17 protein-coding genes are annotated in these 19,970 nt (G+C 71.9%); 4 read left to right on the forward strand and 13 right to left on the reverse strand.

Translation table 11 applies throughout. The features are described from left to right. The first annotated feature begins 20 nt into the window (after window positions 1–20). Window positions 21–1,232, forward strand: coding sequence for an MFS transporter (locus ACZ4N5_RS08665; protein ID WP_467756387.1), 1,212 nt, complete (start codon window positions 21–23; stop codon window positions 1,230–1,232). Here the strand turns inward: ACZ4N5_RS08665 and ACZ4N5_RS08670 are convergent. After that, a complete protein-coding gene (locus ACZ4N5_RS08670; protein WP_467756388.1) occupies window positions 1,192–1,650 on the reverse strand; it encodes an acyl-CoA thioesterase in 459 nt (152 codons plus the stop codon). The genes ACZ4N5_RS08665 and ACZ4N5_RS08670 overlap by 41 nt on opposite strands. Window positions 1,651–1,747: 97 nt before the next feature. Beyond that, window positions 1,748–3,088 (reverse strand): alginate lyase family protein, encoded by a 1,341-nt coding sequence (locus ACZ4N5_RS08675; protein ID WP_467756389.1) that lies wholly within the window; start codon window positions 3,086–3,088, stop codon window positions 1,748–1,750. Between the two features lie 122 nt (window positions 3,089–3,210). On the opposite strand from ACZ4N5_RS08675, the gene ACZ4N5_RS08680 reads away from it, so the two are divergent. After that, a complete protein-coding gene (locus ACZ4N5_RS08680) occupies window positions 3,211–4,602 on the forward strand; it encodes a uracil-xanthine permease family protein (protein ID WP_467756390.1) in 1,392 nt (463 codons plus the stop codon). Here ACZ4N5_RS08680 and ACZ4N5_RS08685 read toward each other — a convergent pair. Then, window positions 4,584–5,693, reverse strand: a complete 1,110-nt coding sequence (locus tag ACZ4N5_RS08685) for a glycoside hydrolase family 6 protein (protein WP_467756723.1) — start codon at window positions 5,691–5,693, stop codon at window positions 4,584–4,586. The genes ACZ4N5_RS08680 and ACZ4N5_RS08685 overlap by 19 nt on opposite strands. A gap of 173 nt (window positions 5,694–5,866) precedes the next feature. Here ACZ4N5_RS08685 and ACZ4N5_RS08690 point away from each other — a divergent pair, with 173 nt between their 5' ends. Together ACZ4N5_RS08690 and ACZ4N5_RS08695 are read left to right on the forward strand one after the other, a co-directional pair. Further along, the gene (locus tag ACZ4N5_RS08690) at window positions 5,867–6,541 is read left to right on the forward strand and encodes a DUF5995 family protein (RefSeq protein WP_467756391.1); all 675 of its coding nucleotides are present in this window, start codon (window positions 5,867–5,869) and stop codon (window positions 6,539–6,541) included. A gap of 92 nt (window positions 6,542–6,633) precedes the next feature. After that, on the forward strand, window positions 6,634–7,563 hold the full coding sequence (locus tag ACZ4N5_RS08695; RefSeq protein WP_467756392.1) for an LLM class F420-dependent oxidoreductase: 930 nt from the start codon (window positions 6,634–6,636) through the stop codon (window positions 7,561–7,563). Window positions 7,564–7,593: 30 nt separating this feature from the next. On the opposite strand, the gene ACZ4N5_RS08700 is transcribed toward ACZ4N5_RS08695, so the two are convergent. From ACZ4N5_RS08700 to ACZ4N5_RS08745, 10 genes are all read right to left on the reverse strand, one after another. Beyond that, on the reverse strand, window positions 7,594–9,288 hold the full coding sequence (locus ACZ4N5_RS08700; protein ID WP_467756393.1) for a flavin monoamine oxidase family protein: 1,695 nt from the start codon (window positions 9,286–9,288) through the stop codon (window positions 7,594–7,596). A 60-nt stretch (window positions 9,289–9,348) separates the two neighbouring features. Then, complete coding sequence (locus ACZ4N5_RS08705) at window positions 9,349–10,176, reverse strand: carbon-nitrogen hydrolase family protein (RefSeq protein ID WP_467756394.1); 828 nt, start codon at window positions 10,174–10,176, stop codon at window positions 9,349–9,351. 312 nt (window positions 10,177–10,488) lie between these two features. Then, window positions 10,489–10,869 carry a DUF742 domain-containing protein gene (locus tag ACZ4N5_RS08710; RefSeq protein ID WP_467756395.1) on the reverse strand — a complete coding sequence of 127 codons (381 nt, stop codon included), beginning with the start codon at window positions 10,867–10,869 and terminating at the stop codon, window positions 10,489–10,491. A 7-nt stretch (window positions 10,870–10,876) separates the two neighbouring features. Beyond that, window positions 10,877–11,377: a roadblock/LC7 domain-containing protein gene (locus tag ACZ4N5_RS08715; RefSeq protein ID WP_467756396.1), complete on the reverse strand. Its 501-nt coding sequence runs from the start codon at window positions 11,375–11,377 to the stop codon at window positions 10,877–10,879. Beyond that, the gene (locus ACZ4N5_RS08720; protein ID WP_467756397.1) at window positions 11,367–13,679 is read right to left on the reverse strand and encodes a sensor histidine kinase; all 2,313 of its coding nucleotides are present in this window, start codon (window positions 13,677–13,679) and stop codon (window positions 11,367–11,369) included. The genes ACZ4N5_RS08715 and ACZ4N5_RS08720 overlap by 11 nt, the downstream gene beginning before the upstream one ends. A 175-nt stretch (window positions 13,680–13,854) precedes the next feature. Next, a complete protein-coding gene (locus tag ACZ4N5_RS08725) occupies window positions 13,855–15,339 on the reverse strand; it encodes an HAD-IA family hydrolase (protein WP_467756398.1) in 1,485 nt (494 codons plus the stop codon). A 600-nt stretch (window positions 15,340–15,939) separates the two neighbouring features. Beyond that, a complete protein-coding gene (locus ACZ4N5_RS08730) occupies window positions 15,940–17,001 on the reverse strand; it encodes an ABC transporter ATP-binding protein (RefSeq protein ID WP_467756399.1) in 1,062 nt (353 codons plus the stop codon). 3 nt (window positions 17,002–17,004) lie between these two features. Next, a complete protein-coding gene (locus tag ACZ4N5_RS08735) occupies window positions 17,005–17,823 on the reverse strand; it encodes an ABC transporter permease (protein ID WP_467756400.1) in 819 nt (272 codons plus the stop codon). Further along, window positions 17,811–18,719 carry an ABC transporter permease gene (locus tag ACZ4N5_RS08740; RefSeq protein ID WP_467756401.1) on the reverse strand — a complete coding sequence of 303 codons (909 nt, stop codon included), beginning with the start codon at window positions 18,717–18,719 and terminating at the stop codon, window positions 17,811–17,813. The genes ACZ4N5_RS08735 and ACZ4N5_RS08740 overlap by 13 nt, the downstream gene beginning before the upstream one ends. Then, complete coding sequence (locus tag ACZ4N5_RS08745) at window positions 18,716–19,873, reverse strand: ABC transporter substrate-binding protein (RefSeq protein ID WP_467756402.1); 1,158 nt, start codon at window positions 19,871–19,873, stop codon at window positions 18,716–18,718. Before ACZ4N5_RS08745 ends, ACZ4N5_RS08740 begins: the two co-directional genes overlap by 4 nt. Window positions 19,874–19,970 lie beyond the last annotated feature (97 nt).

Raw genomic sequence — 19,970 nt, forward strand, 5'->3', positions numbered from 1 at the left:
ACCCGGGGAGGGGCCGGAGCATGAGTGAAGTGGTCTACGACCAGCGCGAGGTCAAGCGCGCCCGGTACGCCGTGGCGGCCGTCTTCGCCGTGCACGGAGCCGTCACCGGGTCCTTCGCGACCCGCGTGCCATGGATCCAGGACCATGCGTCGGTCAGTGCCGGGCAGCTCGGTTTCGCCCTCGCCTTCACCGCCCTGGGCGCGTCCTGCTCGATGCCGCTGGCCGGCCGGATCACCCACCACTTCGGCAGCCGTACGGCGCTGCGCGGGCTCATGGCCCTGTGGACGCTGGCATTGGTTCTGCCCTCGCTCGCGCCGAACCTGCTCACCCTGTGCTTCGCGATGTTCGTCTACGGCGCCACGGCGGGGATGGCGGATGTCGCCATGAACGCGCTGGGTGTCGAGGTCGAGAACCGGCTCGACAAGTCGATCATGTCGGGGCTGCACGGCATGTGGAGTGCCGGCGCCCTGATCGGCGCCGCGGCCGGCACGCTCGCCGCGCAGCTGGGCTCGGACGCGCGGGTGCACCACGCCCTGGCCGCGGCGACCCTCACGCTGGTCGGTCTTGCCGCCTGCCGCTGGGTGCTCGATCTGCAGCCCGCCGAGGACGAGGAGCCGCCGCCGCGGTTCGCGCTGCCGCCCCGGTCGGCGCTGCTGATCGGTGCGGTCGGCTTCTGCGCGGTCTTCGCGGAGGGGGCGAGCCTGGACTGGTCGGCGGTCTATCTGCGCGACCGGCTGGACACCTCGGCCGGTCTCGCCGCGGCCTCGACCACCGGCTTCATGCTGACCATGGCGGTGGCCCGGCTGCTCGGCGACTCGGTGGTGAACCGATTCGGCGCTGTGCGCACCGTGCGGGCGGGCGGTGTGCTGGCCGTGCTCGGCGGGCTGTTGATCGTCGTCGCCGAGCAGCCGGCGGTGGCGATGGGAGGCTTCGCCCTGCTCGGCCTCGGTATCGCGGTCGTCGTCCCGCTCTGCTTCGCGGCGGCCGGACGCAGCGGCCCGAATCCCAGTCAGGCCATCGCGGGCGTCGCCACCATCACGTACACCTCGGGTCTGATCGCGCCGAGCCTGATCGGGTCGGTGGCGCAGGCGACGAGCCTCATGGTGTCGTTCGGGCTGGTCACGGTCCTGGCGTTCGGGCTCACCGCGCTCGCGGGTGTGCTGCGCGCGGGGGACCGCACGCGTCCGAAGGTCAGTTCCCCGAGCGCACCAGTTCCCGACCCACGACCCTGAAGCGGTCGCTCCACGGCGCCGGGCGCAGCGTCCCGGCGTCGAGCCGGACGAGGACCCGGGTGCCGTGCGCGTAGGTGACCGCGCCGTCGAGGGAACAGAAGCGGAAGCCGTACGTCAGTCCGGTGTTCCCGAGCCGTTCCAGCCACATGTGGACGGCGTACGCGCCGGGACGGCTGACCGGGGCCTCGTAGGTGATCCGCAGTTCCTTGACCGCGTTGCACGAGTCGCCCGCCGCCTCCCAGTCGCCCTCGAAGCCGAAGCCGCTCTCGTTCCACAGCGCGGTCCAGGCACGCTCGACCATGACCGGGTAGCGGGCGTTGTGCAGCAGTCCGAGCGCGTCGAGGTCGTCGAAGTGGACGGTGACGGGCAGCAGCCGTCCGTACGGGAGGGCGGGGGCGACGGGGGCTTCGGCGGTCACGGGCGGGGCTCCTGAGACGGGCGCGTGCGGATGGGGCGGCTGGCTGAAAATGATGCCCCATCCTAAGCAAACGCTCAGGAGCCCTGTCCGGGCGGGATCAGCCGGTGATCGAGTCGAGCTGCTCGGCGGCCGGCCGCAGCTCCCACAGATCGCCGCCGGGCGGCGCCTCGAGCTCTGGCACGGCGGCCCGCGCGGCCCGGTCCCCCGCGTCGGCCGCCGCGTGCACCACATCGCTCGCCGCGAAGCGATGGAACTCCAGCTCGGGGTGGTTCCACGGCTGGGCGCCCGTCGCCGTGGGCAACAGGTAGTCGACCGCCTTGAACAGGCTCTGGCCGTCCGGCCCTTCATAGGACCAGAGGTCCACGCCGACATGGCGGCCGATGGCCGCGAGCCGGGTGTAGGCGACCAGGTCGAAGGTCGAGTAGTGCCAGCTGCGGGTGCGGGCCAGTTCCTGGGGCTGACTCCCGTCGGCCGCGATCTGCGGGTCGATCCGCAGGGCGCGCGCGTCGAGCACGGTCCGCCGGGCGAGCGCCTGGTCACCGGTCGCGTACGCGAGGGCGGCGAGCTGCATGTCGTAGAACGTGCCGTGGTTGTTCCGGGCGGCGCCCTCCTCCTTGCCGAAGGCGCTGTCCGTCAGCCAGTCGCGGAAGCCGGTGTTCCAGTCGAGCATCGCGGCCCGGTCGTGCCGGGACCAGCCGGGGGCGCCGGTGTCCAGGACGGCGATCGCGTCGAGGACGCTCGTGTAGGACTGCGAGAAGTCGATGATGCCGATGGCCCGGCCGTCGTACTTGCAGGGGATGAACTGGCCGTGGTCGAGGTTCGGGTTCATCTTCGTGGCCGGGTCCAGGAACCAGGTGCGCAGGATCAGGGAGGCCTTCTCGGCGTACTGCTTCCTGCCGGTGTAGTACCAGGCGAGCGCGAGATCGTACGTCGAGTCGAAGACCTTCTCGACGTCCTGGCGGTCGGTTCCTGTGTCCACCTCGGGGTTGCGCTGTCCGTCGCGCTGGACGTACGGACAGCCCCAGGGGTTGTCGGCGGTGGCGGGCTGCGAGGGCCACCAGTACGGGGCTTGGCTGAGGTAGTCGTGGACATCGCCGCCGGGGGCGGGTTTCGGCTTGTCGACGACCGTCCAGGGGCCCTGGTCCAGCCAGTTGTCGGCGCGGGCCGTCAACGCCCGCAGTGAGAGGGCGAGTCGGCGGTCGCCGTGGTCCAGGCGGATGCGGGTCCGCCGGAGCCGGCCGCCGTCGAGGACCGCGGTCCTCGGGATTCCGGGCGCGGTACGAGCGGACGCCGGGTGGACGTCCACGGACGCGGTACGAGCGGACGCGGAGGCGGCGCCCACGGACGCCGTACGGGCGGACGCCGAGGGGACGACGACGGACGCGAGGGCGACGGCGGCCGCCGCGACCACCACGCCCAGTCTGGATCGTGCACTCACGGAACACTCCGATCAGACATATGAACGATGTTCACGAGTAGGGCCGTGCGAGCGTAGAGGCCGCTGGTTGGCCCTGACAATGGTCCGGACAGATTCACGTACAGAGAAAGCGAATCCTCACCATGGACCTCGGCGTGCGCTGGAAACTGCACGGCGACGGGCGGACTCCCGCCCCGGGAGCGATCGTCCGCCCCGATGAACGCCTCTCCTGGCCCCGGACCTTCGGGCTCGGCGCCCAGCACGTGGTGGCCATGTTCGGGGCGTCCTTCGTGGCACCCGTCCTCATGGGACTCGACCCCAACCTCGCGATCATGATGTCCGGGGTCGCGACGGTCATCTTCCTGCTCGCCACCAGCGGCCGCGTCCCCAGTTACCTGGGCTGTTCGCTCTCCTTCGTGGGCGTCGCCGCCGTGATCCGCGCTCAGGGCGGCACCAGCGCGACGGTGACCGGCGCGTGCTTCGTGGTCGGCGTCGTGCTGTTCCTGGTGGGGCTCGCCGTCCAGCGGTTCGGGGCGAGGATCATCCATGCCGCGATGCCGCCGATCGTGACCGGCGCGGTCGTCATGCTGATCGGCTTCAACCTGGCGCCGGTGACCGCGTCCACCTACTGGCCGCAGGACGAGTGGACGGCGCTGCTCACCATGCTGGTCACCGGCGCGGCCGTGGTGTGTCTGCGCGGCTTCTGGTCACGCATCGCGATCTTCCTCGGACTGGTCTTCGGCTACGTCATCTCCTGGGCCTTCGACCGGATCTTCGGCCGGATCCACTCGGTGGACTCGAGCGGCAAGGTCACCGACCACTGGCGCCTGGACCTCTCCGGCGTCGAGAAGGCCGACTGGATCGGACTGCCGTCCTTCCACGGACCCACGTTCCAGTGGTCGGCGGTCCTCGTCGCGCTGCCGGTCGTCATCGCGCTGGTCGCCGAGAACGCCGGGCACGTCAAGGCCGTCGGCGAGATGACCGGCGACCCGCTGGACGACGAACTGGGCACCGCGATCTCCGCGGACGGCGCCGCCTCCATGCTCTCCACCGCGGTCGGCGGCCCGCCCAACACCACGTACTCCGAGAACATCGGCGTGATGGCCGCGACCCGGGTCTACTCCACGGCCGCCTACTGGGCCGCCGCCGGCTTCGCCCTGCTCTTCGGCCTGTGCCCCAAGTTCGGCGCGGTGGTCGCGGCGATCCCGGGCGGCGTCCTCGGCGGCATCACCGTCATCCTGTACGGCATGATCGGGCTGCTGGGCGCGCAGATCTGGCTCAACGCCCGGGTGGACCTGCGCAGTCCGCTGAACCTGGTGCCGGCGGCCGCGGGCATCATCATCGGCATCGGCGGGGTCACCCTGAAGTTCACCGACAACTTCTCGCTGAACGGCATCGCGCTGGGCACCGTCGTCGTGATCACCGGCTACCACGCGCTGCGGGCGATGGCCCCGGCCCACCTCAAGCAGGAGCCGCTCCTCGACTCGGGGACGTCGGCCTACGACGAGCCCGGGGGTCAGCCCGCCAGCTCATAGGCGTACTCCGCCGAGAAGGTGCCTGCTGTGCCCCGGCAGCCGTCCGACTCACCCGGCGGCTTCACCCACAGATAGGCGTCGACCCCCGCCACCCCGGTCCTCAGGGTCGGCGCCTGTCCGATCCTGCGGCCCGGCGGATCGCACCACTCGCCGCCGGCTGCTGCGCCGTTGCCGTTGCGGCTGGTGTCGATGACGGCGCCGAGGCCCGCGGGCCCGCCGAGCGCGGACAGCACGCGCCGGGCGTAGGCGATCTCGTCGGTCGTCCGGTTGAAGTTGGAGACGTTGGTGAAGACGCCGTCGGACGAGGCCGGTGAGGCAGCGCCCGCCCGGCGGAGCAGCGCGGCCTGTGCGGCGGCCGGGTTCCAGTCGGAGTTGCCCGCGTCGTAGTAGACCCGGGCCCTGGGGTCCGCCGCCTTCAGGACGCGTCCGGCGCGGGCCAGGGAGGCGAAGCGGTCGGCCCGCCCGCCCTCGGTGAGGCAGTCGGACTGGGCGACCGAGTCGGGCTCCAGGACGACGACGACCTCGCCCGAACCGAGCCCGGCCGCGATCCCGTCGATCCAGCCGTCGTAGGCGGCGAGGTCGGGCGCCCCGCCCTCCGAGGCACCGCCGCAGTCGCGCTGCGGAATGGCGTAGGGCACGAGGACGGGCACCCGGCCCCGCGCGGCGGCGGCCGATGTCACGGCCCTGACCCGCGCGGTGATGGTGGCCGGCGTGAAGTCCGCGAACCACACGGCGGCCGGGCGGTCGGCGATCCGGGACTCGATGACCGCGCGCCGGGCGTCACCGGGGTGGGTGTCGAGCCAGTCGCGTACCTGGGAGTCGGAATCGCGGTAGAGGAGGGCGGGGGCTGCCGCGGTCCGCGGCTTCCTCACGGTCGGCGAGGGGTCGGGAGCCGGTTCCGGGGAGGCCTGCCTCGACGGGGACGGAGCGGCCGAGCTGGGCGAGGGCATCGGCACACCCGGCGGCGCGCCCAGCGCGGACGAGTGGATGACCAGCGGTTTCGCAGCCTTCGCGGGGCGCCCGTCGTCGAGCGCGGGCACCGTGACCGTCACGGTGCCGACCGCCACCACGACCGAGGCCAGGGTGACCATGACACCGCGTGCGGCGGACCGGCCGGGCCGGGTCCCGCGCTGGACGGGCCGCTGGGCACGTAAGCCTGACACGTACTGTTCCCCCCACTCCCGCCACGACCGCGTTCCCCCGTTCCGGGGAAGCCGTCGGCCCGGCGGCACGTCGGCCACCCTAGGACTGGGACGCTGCCCCCATGGCGCAGTCGGCACAGTTCACCACTCCCGTTGACACGGTCGTCTCCCGTATGCGGGCCCTGGACGCGAGGCTCCCCGAGCGCGACGGTCTCGCGGTCTTCAACCGCGTCTACCTCACCGTCACCGAGGAGTTCGACCGGCATCTGGACGCGGGGGTCTTCCCGGACCACCGGGCCGCGATCACGCTGGACGTACGGTTCGCGGAGCACTATCTGGCGGTCGCCGAGGAGGGCCGGGCGCCCGCCTGCTGGCGGCCGCTGCTGCGGTTCCGCCGCCATCCGGGGGTACGTCCGCTGCAGTTCGCGATCGCGGGCATCAACGCGCACATCGGGCACGATCTGGTGCTCGCCGTGGTGGACACCTGTCGTACGCTCGCGTGCGAACCGGCCGACCTGGAGGACGAGTTCGACCGTGTGGGCGATCTCCTCGTCTCGCTGGAGGAGCGCATCCGCGAAGAGCTGATGCCGGGCCCCGACCTGTTCCAGATCGCGGATCCGCTCACCCATCTGCTCGGCTCCTGGAGTCTGGAGCGGGCGCGCGAGGCCACGTGGGCGGCGGCGCGGGCCCTGTGGGCGCTGCGCGGGCTCCCCGACCTGGCCGAGGAGTTCGGCGGGCGCCTCGACGCGGCGGTGGGCCTGGCCGGCCGGATGCTGCTCACCCCCCTGCCGGACTGATCCGGCCACGCGGCGCGGCCCTCACCGGAACTCGGCGCGGATCACTGTACGTTGAACGGTCGGCACACTCTGATGCGAAGGAGCACACAGGTATGACGACGCGACTCGGCCTCACCCTCCCGCAGATGAAGCAGTACGACCTCGGACGGGACGTGCCCGACGTGGCACGCGCGGCCGAGGCCATCGGGTACGACAGCCTGTGGGTATTCGAGCGAGCCCTGTTCCCGGATCCCCCGACGCAGGGTCTGTACGGCATCGAGGGACTGCCCTGGCCGGAGGCGTACCGCGGCGTCGCCGACCCCTTGGTCACCCTGACCCTCGCGGCCGCGGTCACCGAGCGCGCCGAGCTCGGCACCAGTGTCCTGGTGGCCCCGCTGCACATGCCTTTCCAGCTCGCCAAGGCCCTCGCCTCGCTCGACGCGGCGAGCGGCGGCCGGGTCGTCGCGGGCTTCGGCTCGGGCTGGTCGCTCGACGAGTACGCGGCGGCCTCCCCGCGGCCCTTCGAAGAACGCGGCCAGGCCCTCGACGAGGTGATCGGGGTGTGCCGCGCGGTGTGGGGTCCCGACCCGGTGGTCTACGACGGCACGCTCACCAAGATCGCGTCGGCCGTGGTCGGCCCCAAGCCGGCCCGGCCGATCCCGATCCTGCTGGCCGCCAACACCGGAAAGGCACGGCGCCGACTCGTCGACCACGCCGACGGGTGGATGCCGATCGGCATGGGTGTCGAGCAACTGGCCGCGCAGTGGAGCCGGCTGCAGGAGCTGGCAGCCGAGCGCGGCCGCACCGAGCCGCTGCGCACGGTGTTGCGGACCAACCCGCAGTACACGGCGAAGGGGTACGAGGGCGCGAACCGCCAGCCCTTCCAGGGCAGCGTCGACCAGATCGTCGAGGACCTGGTCGCCCACGCCGAGCTCGGCCTCGGTGAGATCTTCTTCGACCTGCAGAGCTCGGTGCGGGACGCCCAGGAACTGAAGGACGTGGCCGCCGAGGTGTACGAGGCGGCGCGGGCGGCCGGGGTCTGACCCGCCCGCCGCGCGCCCCGCGGGGAAGGGTCAGTCCTCGGGCAGTTCCACCGGCGCGATCTCGTCGTAGACGTCGCCGGGCCCGGGGTTGGTCGGGTCGGTCGTCCCGCCGAGCTGGTGCATGACGCCCCAGACCGCGTTCAGCGCGGTCTGGACGGCACCCTCGGCCCAGCCGGCCGTCCAGGAGATGTCGTCGCCGGCGAGGAAGATGCCCCGCTTGTCCTCGGGCAGCGACTCCTGCATGAAGTGCGTGAACAGGCGGCGCTGGTAGCGGTAGTGGCCCGGCAGGTTGGCCTTGAACGCGCCCATGAAGTAGGGCTCGTTCTCCCAGGACACGGTCACCGGATTGCCGATGATGTGCTTCCTGATGTCGACCTTCGGGTAGATCTCGCCGAGCGACTTCAGCATGACCTCCATGCGCTCGCTCGCGGACAGCGGCAGCCACTTCAGGCTGTCGTCGCACCACGTGTACGAGAGGCAGATGACGGCGGGCTTGTCCGGGCCCTCGTCCAGGAGGTAGGTACCGCGGGTCATCCGGTCGGTGAGCGTCATCGACATGACGTCGCGGCCGGTCTCCTCGTCCTTGTCCAGCCAGAACGGCCGGTCGACGGGCACGAAGAGCTTGCTCGACTCCATGTAGTGGGTGCGCTCGATCGCCGTCCAGTGGTCGATCGGGAAGAGCGAGTCGTCGCAGGCGATCTTGGAGAGCAGCATCCAGGACTGGGCGGTGAAGATCGCCGCCTTGAACGTACGGATGTCACCGTTCGCGTCGGTCACCGTGATCCCGTTGCCCGCGGTGCGGTGCAGCCGGGTCACGGCCGGGCGCGGGGCGCCGTCGTGCAGCGTCGACAGCGAGGTGCCGTACGCCCAGTGGACGATCTTCTCCGGCTCGCGCTCCCACAGCCGCAGCGGAAGCTGCTGGGAGCCGCCGACGATGCCGCGGTGGTGGTCGTCGGCCTCGGTGTAGACGACGCGAAGGATCTCCAGGATGGAGTTCGGGAAGTCGGTGTCCCAGCCGCCGGTGCCGAAGCCGACCTGGCCGAAGATCTCGCGGTGCCGGAACGACTTGAAGGACTCCGAGTCGCAGAGGAAGCCGTAGAAGGTCTGGTTGTCGAGCTTCTCGACGAGCTTCGACCAGATCTCCCGGATGCGCGGCACATCGCGCTCCCGCATGGCCTGGTTCATGTCGGAGAAGTCGGCGCCGTCCTCGAGACAGGCGTTCCAGGCGTTCATCACGTCGCGGTAGACCTGCGGCAGGTCGTCGACGGAGGTCGCGTAGTGCGACTCGCCCTTCAGGTCGACGACCGTGGAGGGCGTGGACTCGGCGAGGGGGTTGGGGAACGGCCGGGTCTCGAGGCCCACCAGGTCGATGTAGTGCTGGAGGGCGGTGGAGGACGGCGGGAAGCGCATCGCGCCCATCTCGGCGGTGAGCGAGGGGTCGCAGCCCTCGAAGCCGACCGTGCGCAGCCGGCCGCCGATTTCGTCGGCCTCGTACACGACGGGCTTGAGGCCCATCTTCATCAGCTCGTACGCGGCCACGATGCCGGACAGTCCGCCGCCGATGACCGCGACCTCGGTGCCGTGCTCGGTCGCGGGTATCTGCCCGAGGCCCGCGGGGTGCGCGAGGAAGTCGTCGTAGGCGTAGGGGAAGTCCGGGCCGAACATGGTGATCGGCGGCTGCTGCACGTCGGCGTGCTGGACGGCGTTGGGCACGGTGGACGTCATGGGGTACGGACTCCTTGCGCGAAAACTGGTGAGGGGGAGGCTGTCGGACCGGGCGGAAGATCAGACGATGGACCCGTAGAGACCGGGGCGACGGTCCTTCAGATACGGGTTCGTCTCGCGCGAGGCCGCGAGGAGGACGGGGTCGGCGTCCGCCAGGACCAGTTCCTCGCCGCGGCCCGCACGGGCCCGGGCGACTCCGTCGGGCGAGGCCAGCGTGGACAGTCCGACGAACTCGAACTCCCCTTCCGGACCGGTGCGGTTGACGTAGGCCACGTACATCTGGTTCTCGAAGGCGCGCACCGGGACGACGGATTCGGCGACGAACTGGAACGGGTGCATCTGCGCGGTCGGCACGAGCAGCAGGTCGGTGCCGGCGAGGGCGTGCGCGCGGACGTTCTCCGGGAACTCGACGTCGTAGCAGATCATGAGGCCGACCCGGAGGCCGTTCAGTTCCGCTTGCACGACGGGCTGGTCGCCCGGCGTGAAGTGGTCGTGCTCGAAGCAGCCGAAGAGGTGGGTCTTGCGGTAGTTCGCGAGCCGGGTGCCGTCGGCGGAGATCAGCTGCGCGGAGTTGAAGACCCTCGTCCCGGTGCCGGCCGTGGAGTCCTCGCCCTCGCCTCGTCCGGCCTCGCGCTCGGGGTAGCCGTAGGCGACGGCCACGCCGTGCCGGGTGGCGATCTCCGCCACCGCGTCGGCGGAGTCGCCGTCGGCGGGCTCGGCGAGGCGCGCGATGTCGTCACCGATGGCGTAGCCGGTCAGGAACATCTCCGGCGTCACGATCAGCCCGGCGCCCGCCGCGGCGGCGCGACCCGCGGCCTCGTCGAGCACCTTGAGGTTCTCGACGATCGAGCCGGGGCGGCCGGAGCTCTGGAGCAGGGCTGTGCGCATGCGGGTTCTCCACCGGTACGAGGGGGTTCGGGGGGCCAGATAGACGGTACGGTCGACCGGCTCACGGGGACAAGAAGGACCCGTTGCGCGCCACCGAACGATTCATTGCGTGCGCCCGGCCCCCGGCGGCGATTCGTTGCGCACCTCGCCGCGCCCCCGGTCTTGGCCCCGATCCCCTGGAGACGCAGGTCACAGACGGTTTTTCGCGCCCTCGAACCTTGGGCGCGGAGACGGTGCGGAGACAGGGCGACACCCCCGAATTCGTCGGCCGCTGAATTCCGTCGCCGCCCCCGCGTCCGGCGCTCCGGGCGGTCACAGCTCGCGCAGCCGCTCCACGATCTCGCGCAGCAGTTCCGGGTCGGCCGCCGGACCGCCGTGCGGCGGCCGGTACGGCTCGTCGATGCGCAGCAGACCGGCCTCGGCCAGGTCGCCGAGCAGGACGCGTACGACGGTCAGCGGCAGGTCGGCGTCCGCGGCGAGCTCGACGACCGGCCGGGGTCCGCGGCGGGCCAGATCGAGCAGGACGGCCGCGGCATGATCGACACCGGGCTGCCCGGCGTCCGTCTCCAGGACCGTGACCTGCGACATCAGATCGATGACGTGCCGGTCCGAAGGCCGGGTCCGGCCCCCGGTGACGGTGTAGGGCCGCACCATCGGCCCGGTCTCGTCCTCGTACCAGTGATCGTCGGTCACGGGCGGATCAGTGGCCCGCGGGGTCAGCCGCCGAACGTACGGCGGCGGCCATGTGGCGGCCGACGCGGCGGACGAGCAGTTCCATCTCGTGGGCGAGCTGTCCGACGTCCGTCTGCACCTCGCTGAGCACGGCCAGCCGGCTTCCGTCACCCGCCGGGGTGATGAAGAGGTAGGCGTCGTCGAGCATCACCATGGTCTGGCGCACCCCGCCCGCGGCGAACCGTTCGCCTGCCGAACGGGCGAGGCTGTGGAAGCCGGAGCAGACGGCGGCGAGGTGTTCGATGTCCCGTCTGCCCATGCCCTCCGAGCAGCTCAGCGGCAGACCGTCGGCGGTCAGGAGCACGGCCTGGCGGACGTGGTCGGTCCTGGCCACCAGGTCGTCGAGCAGCCACCCGAGATCGGTGCCGGGCCGTTCGGAGTCGTCCCCGGACTCGGAGGCACCACCCGGCTCCGGGTGCCGGCCCTCAAGGGTCTGGGCGGGGTGCTCTGGGAGCTGGTCAGGGCGCATCGTCGGCGTCCGTCCCTTCCTCGGTGTCGGTTCGCTGCGCGGGGCCGGGCTGCGCGGAGCCGGACCCGCTGGTGCCCGGCTGCGTGGGCAGGCCCTTGCGGCCGCGGTCGAGGCCGCGCTGGAAGGCCCCGAAGACCGCGCGCATCTCCTCCGGAGTGACCTCGCGCTCCGGCGTCTCGTCGGCCACCGGTCCCGCGGTGCGCAGCTCGGGGGCGAGGGCCCGCTGGCGGACCCGGGTGGGCAGCTCGGGCGGGGCCGGAACCGAGGTGTCCTGCGGCACGAAGCCGGCCTCCTCCCGCCGCGTCTTGCGCTGCTCCGGGAGGACCACGGTGCCCGTCCGTGAGGGGAGCCCCACCGGGGCCGAATCCGCCCCCACCGCCGGGCACGCCGATTCCACCGGAGCGAGAACCGCCTCCGGCAACAGCACCACCGCCGTCGTACCGCCGTACGGGGAGCGGCACAGCGTGACCTTGATGCCGTGCCGTGCGGCGAGCCGGCCCACCACGTACAGCCCGAGCCGGTCGTGCCGGGTCGGGTCGAAGTCGTCCGGCGTGGTGAGGGTGCGCTGGGCCTCCTCGATCTGTTCGGGCGCGAGACCGAGGCCCCGGTCGTCGATCTCCAGGACGAACCCGCTTCCCGCCCGTCCGGTGCGCAGGGTGACCTGGGTGCGGGGCGGTGAGAACACGGTGGCGTTCTCGACGAGTTCGGCGATCAGATGGACGACGTCGGCGACGGCGTCCGCCGCGACGCCCACCTCGGGCATCGGGGGGACCACCACACGCGTGTAGTGCTCGATCTCGCTCACCGCGGAGGACACCACCTCCGCGACGGGTACCGGCCGCCGCCAACGGCGGCCCGGGGCCGAGCCGGAGAGGATGATCAGACTCTCCGCGTGGCGCCGCATGCGCGTGGTGAGGTGATCGATCCGGAACAGGTCGTCCAGGATGTCCGGGTCGTCGGTGCGCCGCTCCAGCGTGTCGACGAGTTTGAGCTGGCGGTGGACGAGCGCCTGATTGCGGCGGGCGATGTTCAGGAGCACGGCGAACAGCCCGCGGCGCAGGGTGGCTTGCTTGACGGCGGCCTCGACGGCGGCGAGCCGGGCGGTGTTGAAGGACCGGCCGACCTGGCCGATCTCGTCGGCCACCGCCTCCACGTCGGCCAGCGGCGGCGCCTCGGCCGCGGCGTCGACCTCGTCGCCGGCGCTCAACCGCTCCATGACGTGCGGAAGCTGACGGTTGGTCAGGAGGTCGGCGGCGTCCCGCAGCGACTCCAGGCGGCGCGAGATGCGCCGGGCGCCGCGCACGGCGAGCCACAGGGACAGTCCCACGGCGGCCAGTCCGAGCACGCCGACGATGGCGGCCTTGGTCAGCTCCTGGTAGGCGAACGTCCGTCCGCGCGCGGCGGAGTTGATCGCCGACCGGGTGCACAGCCGCATGTACTGCTTGACGGCACGGTCGGTGGTGGTGCGCCAGGAGCCGGCCGCGACGGCCTCGCCCGCGCGCCGCGCGCCCGCCCGCAGCAGGGCGTCCTCGTCCCGGGTCAGCTCCTTGTGGAGGTCGTCGCGCTGGAAGGCCTCGAAGAGGGCGCGCGAGTCGGCCGGCAGGTCGGGCACGTAGGTCCGCTCGAAGACCCGGCGGTCCTCGATGGTCGCGGTGAGGGTGTCGTACTGGCGGTCGGTGAGCGTTCCGGCGGCCCGTGCACCGGCGACGAGCGCGTCCTCGCGCGACACGAACTCCCGCACCCGTACCAGCTCGACGACGATCTGTGCCTCACGGGCCAGTTGTCCCGCCTGGAGCGCCGTGAGCGCGGACTCGACGTCGAAGCCCGGTTCCACCAGGGCGCTGTATTCGGCCACGGCCCGGTCCCAGGTGACGGAGCGCGACAGCACCCGGCCGCGCAGCCCCTCCAGTCCGTCGGCGGACTGGAGCATGGCGTCGAGCACCTGCCGCTGATGGCCGGAGAGCCGGCTTCGGTCCCCGTTCCGGACCGCCGTGCGCAGCGCGGTCACGGCGCGGTCGGTACGGCGCTCCTGGGCCAGCAGTTCGGGGCCCGCCTTCGTCCCGTTCGCCGCGCCCAAGTACGCGGCGGCGAGGCGCCGTTCGATCTGGATCTGGCCGATCGCCGTGTCGACCGGCGTGCCGAAGGTGTTGTAGACACCCTGGAGGCGGACGAGCGCGCGCAGTTCGCCGGTGACGGACACCATGGCGAAACTCCACAGTGTCATGAGGGCGATCACCGGAGCGATCGAGAGGGCCACGATCCGCGAACGGACCGTGGACGGACGACCGAAGGGCCAGCGCATGGTCTCCCCAGGACGACAGGACGGTCGGGTGGCCGGGTGACGTGTGGTAACCCATCGGTGTTACTCGCGGGTAGCGATCGCGGCTCAAAACTAGTGGATGACACGCCCGGACCGCAATGGTCTGGACTGACTCACCGTTCAACTCGCGCGGCACGCCACCGCACGCTCCCTTGTGTCAGTCACCGCGGGGCACGGCGAAGACGGTGACGACCGCCGCGTGGTCGGAGGGCCAGTCGTTGCCCGCCACCTCGGGCCAGGGACGCGGGGTGCCGCTGACCACGGTGCGGGAGTCGAGAACGGTCAGGCCCCGGTGCAGGACGAAGTCGATCCGGTCCTGCGGTTCCGGGCGCCCGCTGCCGTCCTCGTGCTCGACGTGGACGGGCGACCAGGTGTGTCCGGGATCCCGTACCGGGTCGGGGTGGGCCTCGCGGTAGGAGTCGCGCAGGCCCGCCTCCTCGGCGGCCCGCGTCACCGGCCAGGCGACTTCCGGCCAGTCCAGGTGCGAGGGCACGTTGAAGTCACCGGTCAGGACGACCGGAACGGACGCCTCGGAGGTGTCGGCGATCCGCCGCAGGATCTCCCGCATCCGGGCGAGCCGCCCGCTCTCGTGCGCGATCAGTTCGGCCGCCGGAAGTCCGTCGAAGCGGGCCTCGTACGGGCCGTACGGCGCGCAGTCGAGGTGGACGCTCCAGACGTCCACCCGCTGCCCGCCGTCCAGTTCGAGCCGGACGCCGGTCCCCCCGTAGAAACCGACGTCCGGGTCGCCGAGGCCGGCGATGATCGGGTGGCGGCTGATGACACCGAGGTTGTCGCCCGCCCGGTGGTGGTGCCAGCCGAGGGCGTCGGCGAGTTCCCGCGCCGCGTTCCCGTACGTCTCCTGGAGGCCGACCACGTCCGCGCCCGTCTCGGCGATGACCTTGAGCTGCTTCTCGCGGTACCCGTCGACCTTGGTGCCGCCGAACCAGAGGTTCCAACTCATCACCCGCAGCTCGCCCGGGGCGACCATCGCGCGCAGCCGGGCCGGGGACACGCCCTCCAGGCTGCCGAGCACGGTGCGGCCGGCCGCGGGCGCGATCGGCGCCAGCGAGGGCACGGCGAGGACGGCGCAGCCCGCCGACTCGGCGGAGGTGACGCCGGTCTGGGTGTCCTCGACGGCGACGCAGGCGGCGGGGTCGACGCCGAGAGCGCGGCAGGCGGCGAGGTAGGGGTCGGGGGCGGGTTTGGTGCGTTCGGTGTCGTCGGCGGTGACGGAGACGGCGAAGCGTTCGGCGCCGAGCGCCTCCAGGACGGTGTCGGCGACCGCGCGGGGGGAGGCGGTCACGAGGGCGGTGGGCACACCTTCGCGGGCGAGCGCGTCCAGCAGTTCTTTCGCCCCCGGGCGGGGCACGATGCCCGTACGGACCCGGTCCGCGAACTGCTGGTGCAGCTCGGCGGCGATCCCCTCCCCCGGTGCGCCGGTGACCCCGGCCAGCCAGGCGGCGGTGTACTCGACGGGCCGCCCGAGCACCTGCGGCTGGTCGGCCCCCGTCAGCACGTGCCCGAACCCGTCGGCCACCTGCTCCACGGCCTCCCACCACAGCCGCTCGGTGTCCACGAGCGTGCCGTCCATGTCGAACAGAACGGCCTGGAGGGGAAGTCGGGCGGTGGTGCGGTGGGTCACGGTGTTCTCTTTCTTCGGTGGGGGTGAGTGGGGGGACTGGGTGGGGGGACCGAGTGGGGCGGCGGGGTGGTCGGGGCCGGATGTGTTTCGCGTGCAGGGGCCGCTGCGGGCAGTGCGGGACCGGGGTTCCGCAGACCTGCCGGGCGGGGCGCCCCCGACCGTTCGATGCCGACCTGACGGCGCGGCAATCGGGCACGGCACCGGAACGCCGTCTGCCCGAACCCGGCGATACCGCGGGCTGCCGGGTCGCACGCCCCGCCGACCGGTCCGGGGACCGTACGGCGTACGGCGCCCGTGCCGTGCCTGACGTGTCCGGCCGTCGCGCGTGGCCCGGCACCGGCATCGGCAACCGCGACGGTGTGATGCGGGGACCGCCCACGGAGGCCGAAGCCGCGTGACGCCGGGGACCGACCGCGGAGTGGGCCGAAGCCGCGTGATGCCGGGGGCCGCCCTCGGCGTGGGCCGCGACGGCGCCCTCCTCGCGGACGCCTGTGCCGTCCCTCGGCCGCCGCGCCCGCCCGAGGTCGCCGAGCGTCTCGCCCCGCCCCCCGCGCGGGGCGAGATGCTCGGCGGCCTCGGGCGCGCGATGCCGGTCGCTCCTCAGCTCGTGCGCGCGGCGACCAGGACCGGACGGTCCGGCAGGGTGACGGTCACGGCGGCGCCCGATGTGAGCGTCGCGGCCTCGTGCGTGGGCAGGTCGGCCTTGACCTCGGTGCCGTCGGCGAGCCGCACGGTCACGCGGGTGGCCGCGCCGAGGAACGCGGTGGCCACGACCCTGGCGTCCCCCGCGTCGTCGGCGCTCACCCGGACCGCCTCCGGCCGTACCAGCACGTCCACCCCTCCCGGGGCGAGCGCGTCCCCGTCCACCGGGAGCCGCCGGCCGAGGACTTCGACCCGGTCGCCGTCGAGGGTCCCCGGGATCCGGCTCATCGTGCCCACGAACTCGGCGACGAAGGCGGTGGCGGGACGCCCGTACAACTCGGCGGGCGAAGCGCACTGTTCGAGCCGGCCGGCCCGCATCACCGCGACCCGGTCCGCCATGGACAACGCCTCTTCCTGGTCGTGGGTCACGAACAGGGTGGTGATGCCGAGTTCCAGCTGGAGCCGGCGGATCTCCTCACGCAGTGAGAGCCGCACCTTGGCGTCCAGCGCGGACAGCGGCTCGTCGAGCAGCAGGACGCGCGGCCGCAGGGCGAGCGCGCGGGCCAGCGCGACGCGCTGCTGCTGGCCGCCGGAGAGCTGGTGCGGGTACCGCTCACCCTTGTCCCCGAGGCCCACGAGATCGAGCAACTCGGCCGCTCGGGACCGTCGTTCGGCCGTACGCACCTTGCGCATCCGCAGTCCGAAGGCCACGTTGTCCAGGGCGCTCAGATGCGGGAAGAGGCTGTACGACTGGAAGACCATCCCGGCGTCGCGGCGGTGCGCCGGAACCCGGGTGATGTCCTCGCCGTCGACCAGCACCTCACCGGAATCGGGATGTTCGAAGCCGGCGAGCATCCGCAGCGCGGTGGTCTTGCCGCAGCCGGAGGGGCCGAGCAGGGCGAGGAGTTCACCGGGCCGGACGGTGAGATCCAGACCGTCGAGAGCGACGGTCGGGCCGAACTCCCGCCGGAGCCCCCGGAATTCGACGGTGGCGGCTTTGTCGAGCGTGGCGACTGACATGGTTCATCCCCGGGAGGCGGAAGCGGTACGGGAGCGGCCGCCGAAGACGGCGAGCGCGAGGAGCAGGGCCCAGGTGAGGAACAGGCTGAGCACGGAGACGGCGACGGACATCTGGGCCTGCGAGCCGCCGATGTTGTAGATCCACACGGCGAACGGCTGGTAGCCGAGCAGGCGCGCGACCGTGAACTCGCCGAGCACCAGGGCCAGGGTGAGGAAGGAGGCGTTGAGCAGCGCGCCGCGCAGATTGGGCAGCACCGCGCGCACGAGCGCCTGCGGCCGGCTCGCGCCGCAGCTGCGGGCCGCCTCGACGAGGGTGCGCACGTCGACGGCGCGCAGTCCCGCGTCCAGGGCCCGGTACACGAACGGCAGCGCCATCACGACGTACGCGAGGACGAGGACAACGGGGAACCCCGGGTCCTGGATGGCCACGAACGTCTGGAACAGCGGGGTGCGCGAGAGGTGTTCGGGCCCCCACTTCAGGACGGTGGCGATACCGGCGACGAACGCGATCGGCGGGACGACCAGCGGCAGTGAGCACACCACCTCGACGACCGGCCGCAGCTTGGGCGAGCCGAGCCGCAGCGCGACCGTGGCGGGCACCATCAGGAGCAGCACCACGACGATCGTCGCGACGGCGAGTTCCAGCGAGAGCAGCAGGCTGGAGACGAATCCGTCGGCGGACACGATCTGGCTGTAGGCGTCGAACGTGACGCCCTGCCCCGGCACATCGACCGTGAAGATCACGGACGCGGCCATGGGCACCAGGAAGTACAGCGCGGCGAGGGCGAGGACCACCCAGCGCCACAGGTTCAGGCGAGCCATCGCGCGCTCCGTCGTTGCAGGGGCAGGTACACGGCCATGACCAGGCCCGCGATGAGGACCATGTCGAGGCTGAGGGCGAGCGCCACGTTCTCCTGGCCGACCAGCACGTTGCCGGAGATGGCGTCGGCGATCTGCAGGGTGACCAGCGGCACCGCGCTGCCCACCATGGCGGCGGCGGTGGCGTACGCGGCGAAGGCGCTGCCGAAGAGGAGCACGAGTCCGCCGAGGAGCGAGGGCGCGAGGACGGGCAGCGCCACGTGCCGCCAGTACTGGACGGAGGTGGCGCCGTTGTTCTGCGCCGCCTCGCGCCACTGGGAGCGCAGGCCGTCAAGAGCCGGCGTGATGGTGAGGACCATGAGCGGGATCAGGAAGTACAGGTAGACGACGACCAGGCCCCAGAAGCTGTAGAGGTTCCAGCCCTTGTCCGTGAGGCTCAAGTGCCGTGTCAGTACACCGGAGTTGCCGAGGGTGGCGACGAAGGCGAAGGCCAGCGGGACGCCGCCGAAGTTGGCGAGGACCCCGGAGGCGGTGAGCACGGCCTCACGCAGCGCGCGGAAGCGGGAGGTGACCACGGCCTGGGCGAGCGGCAGTCCGAGGACGGTCGCGAGGCCGGCGGAGACGGCGGACAACTTGACGCTGCCGATCAGTGCGGTCAGGTACGCGCCCTGGAACGAGCCGGTCATGTTGGCAGTGGTGTACGAACTGGCGCCGGTGGTCTGGTCCTTGACCGTGAAGGCGCCATTGAGCATGGCGAGCGCGGGGACGCCGAAGGAGATCGCCACGAAGACGAGCAGCGGGAGGACGGCGAGCGGACCGGTGGCGCGGCGGCGCCGCCGCTGCTGGTGGGCAGCGGCGGGCGCCACGTCGGCCGGGGCCTTTGTGAGAGCGGTGGTCATCCGGAGACGGCCTTGCCCCAGCCCTGGCCGAGCACGGTCTTGGCCTTGCTCTGCTGGTCCTCGGTCGGGAAGCTCGGGGTACCGGTGACCGCGGGGAGCTTCGCGGCGGCGGTCTTGTCGAGCGTGCCGGCCTTCTCCATCGAGGTCATCAGGACCGGGCGGGCGTAGCCCTTGAGCCAGAGGTTCTGGCCCTCGGCGCTGTAGAGGTACTCCTGCCACAGGCGGGCGGCCGCCGGGTGCGGGGCGTCCTTGTTGACGGCCTGGGAGTAGAACTGGGCGTACTGGCCGTCGGAGGGGATGGCGACCTTCCAGTCGACGCCCTTGGACTTGAACTCGTCGGCGTATCCGGCGTTCAGGTAGTCCCAGTCGATGCTGATGGGCGTCTCGCCCTTCTCGACGGTGGCCGGGGTGGACTCGACCGGCGTGTAGTTGCCGTTCTTCTTCAGCTTGGCGAAGAAGTCGAGGCCGGGCTGGATGTCGTCGAAGGAGCCGCCGCTCGCCAGCGAGGCCGCGTACACGCCGCCGAAGGCCGAACCGGACTTGGTGGGGTTGCCGTTGAGCGCGACCTGGCCCTTGTACTGCGGCTTGAGCAGGTCCTTGAAGGTCGTCGGGCACTCCTTGACCTTCTTGGCGTCGCAGCCGATGGAGATGTAGCCGCCGTAGTCGTTGAACCAGCGGCCGGCAGCGTCCTTCTGCCCCTCGGGGAGGTCACCGAAGGCGGTCACCTTGTACGGGGCGAGCAGCCCCTGCTGGGCCGCGCTCAGCGCGAAGGAGCTGCCGAGGTCGAGGACGTCGGGGGCGCGGTCCTGGCCCTTGCGCGAGGTGACGGCGTTGATCTCGTCCTGGCTGGTGCCGTCCGGGCTCTCGACGTCGATCTTGATGCCGTACTTCTTGGTGAAGCCGTCGATGAGGGCGCCGTAGTTGGCCCAGTCGCGGGGAAGGGCGATCGCGTGCAGCGTGCCCTCCTTCTTGGCCGCCTTGACCAGGGCGTCGAGACCGCCGAAGTCCGCGGCGGAGGTCGCGGTGGCCGCGCTCTTGCCGTCGGCGGTGGTCGCCTTGTCGTCGGGAGCGGCGCCGCAGGCGCTCAGAGTGAGGGCTGCGGCGACGGCGAGGCCGCCGGTGAGGAGGGCGGTCCTCGGCAGGAACACGGTCACGGTCTCTCCAGGGTGACGCACGAGGGTGGGGTGGTACGGAGAACTTGTCTGAACAAGTTGGCCCCAGTAGGCCCGCCGATGGTGTCTTGTTCGTAAA

This window comes from Streptomyces sp. NPDC026500 (assembly GCF_055567635.1).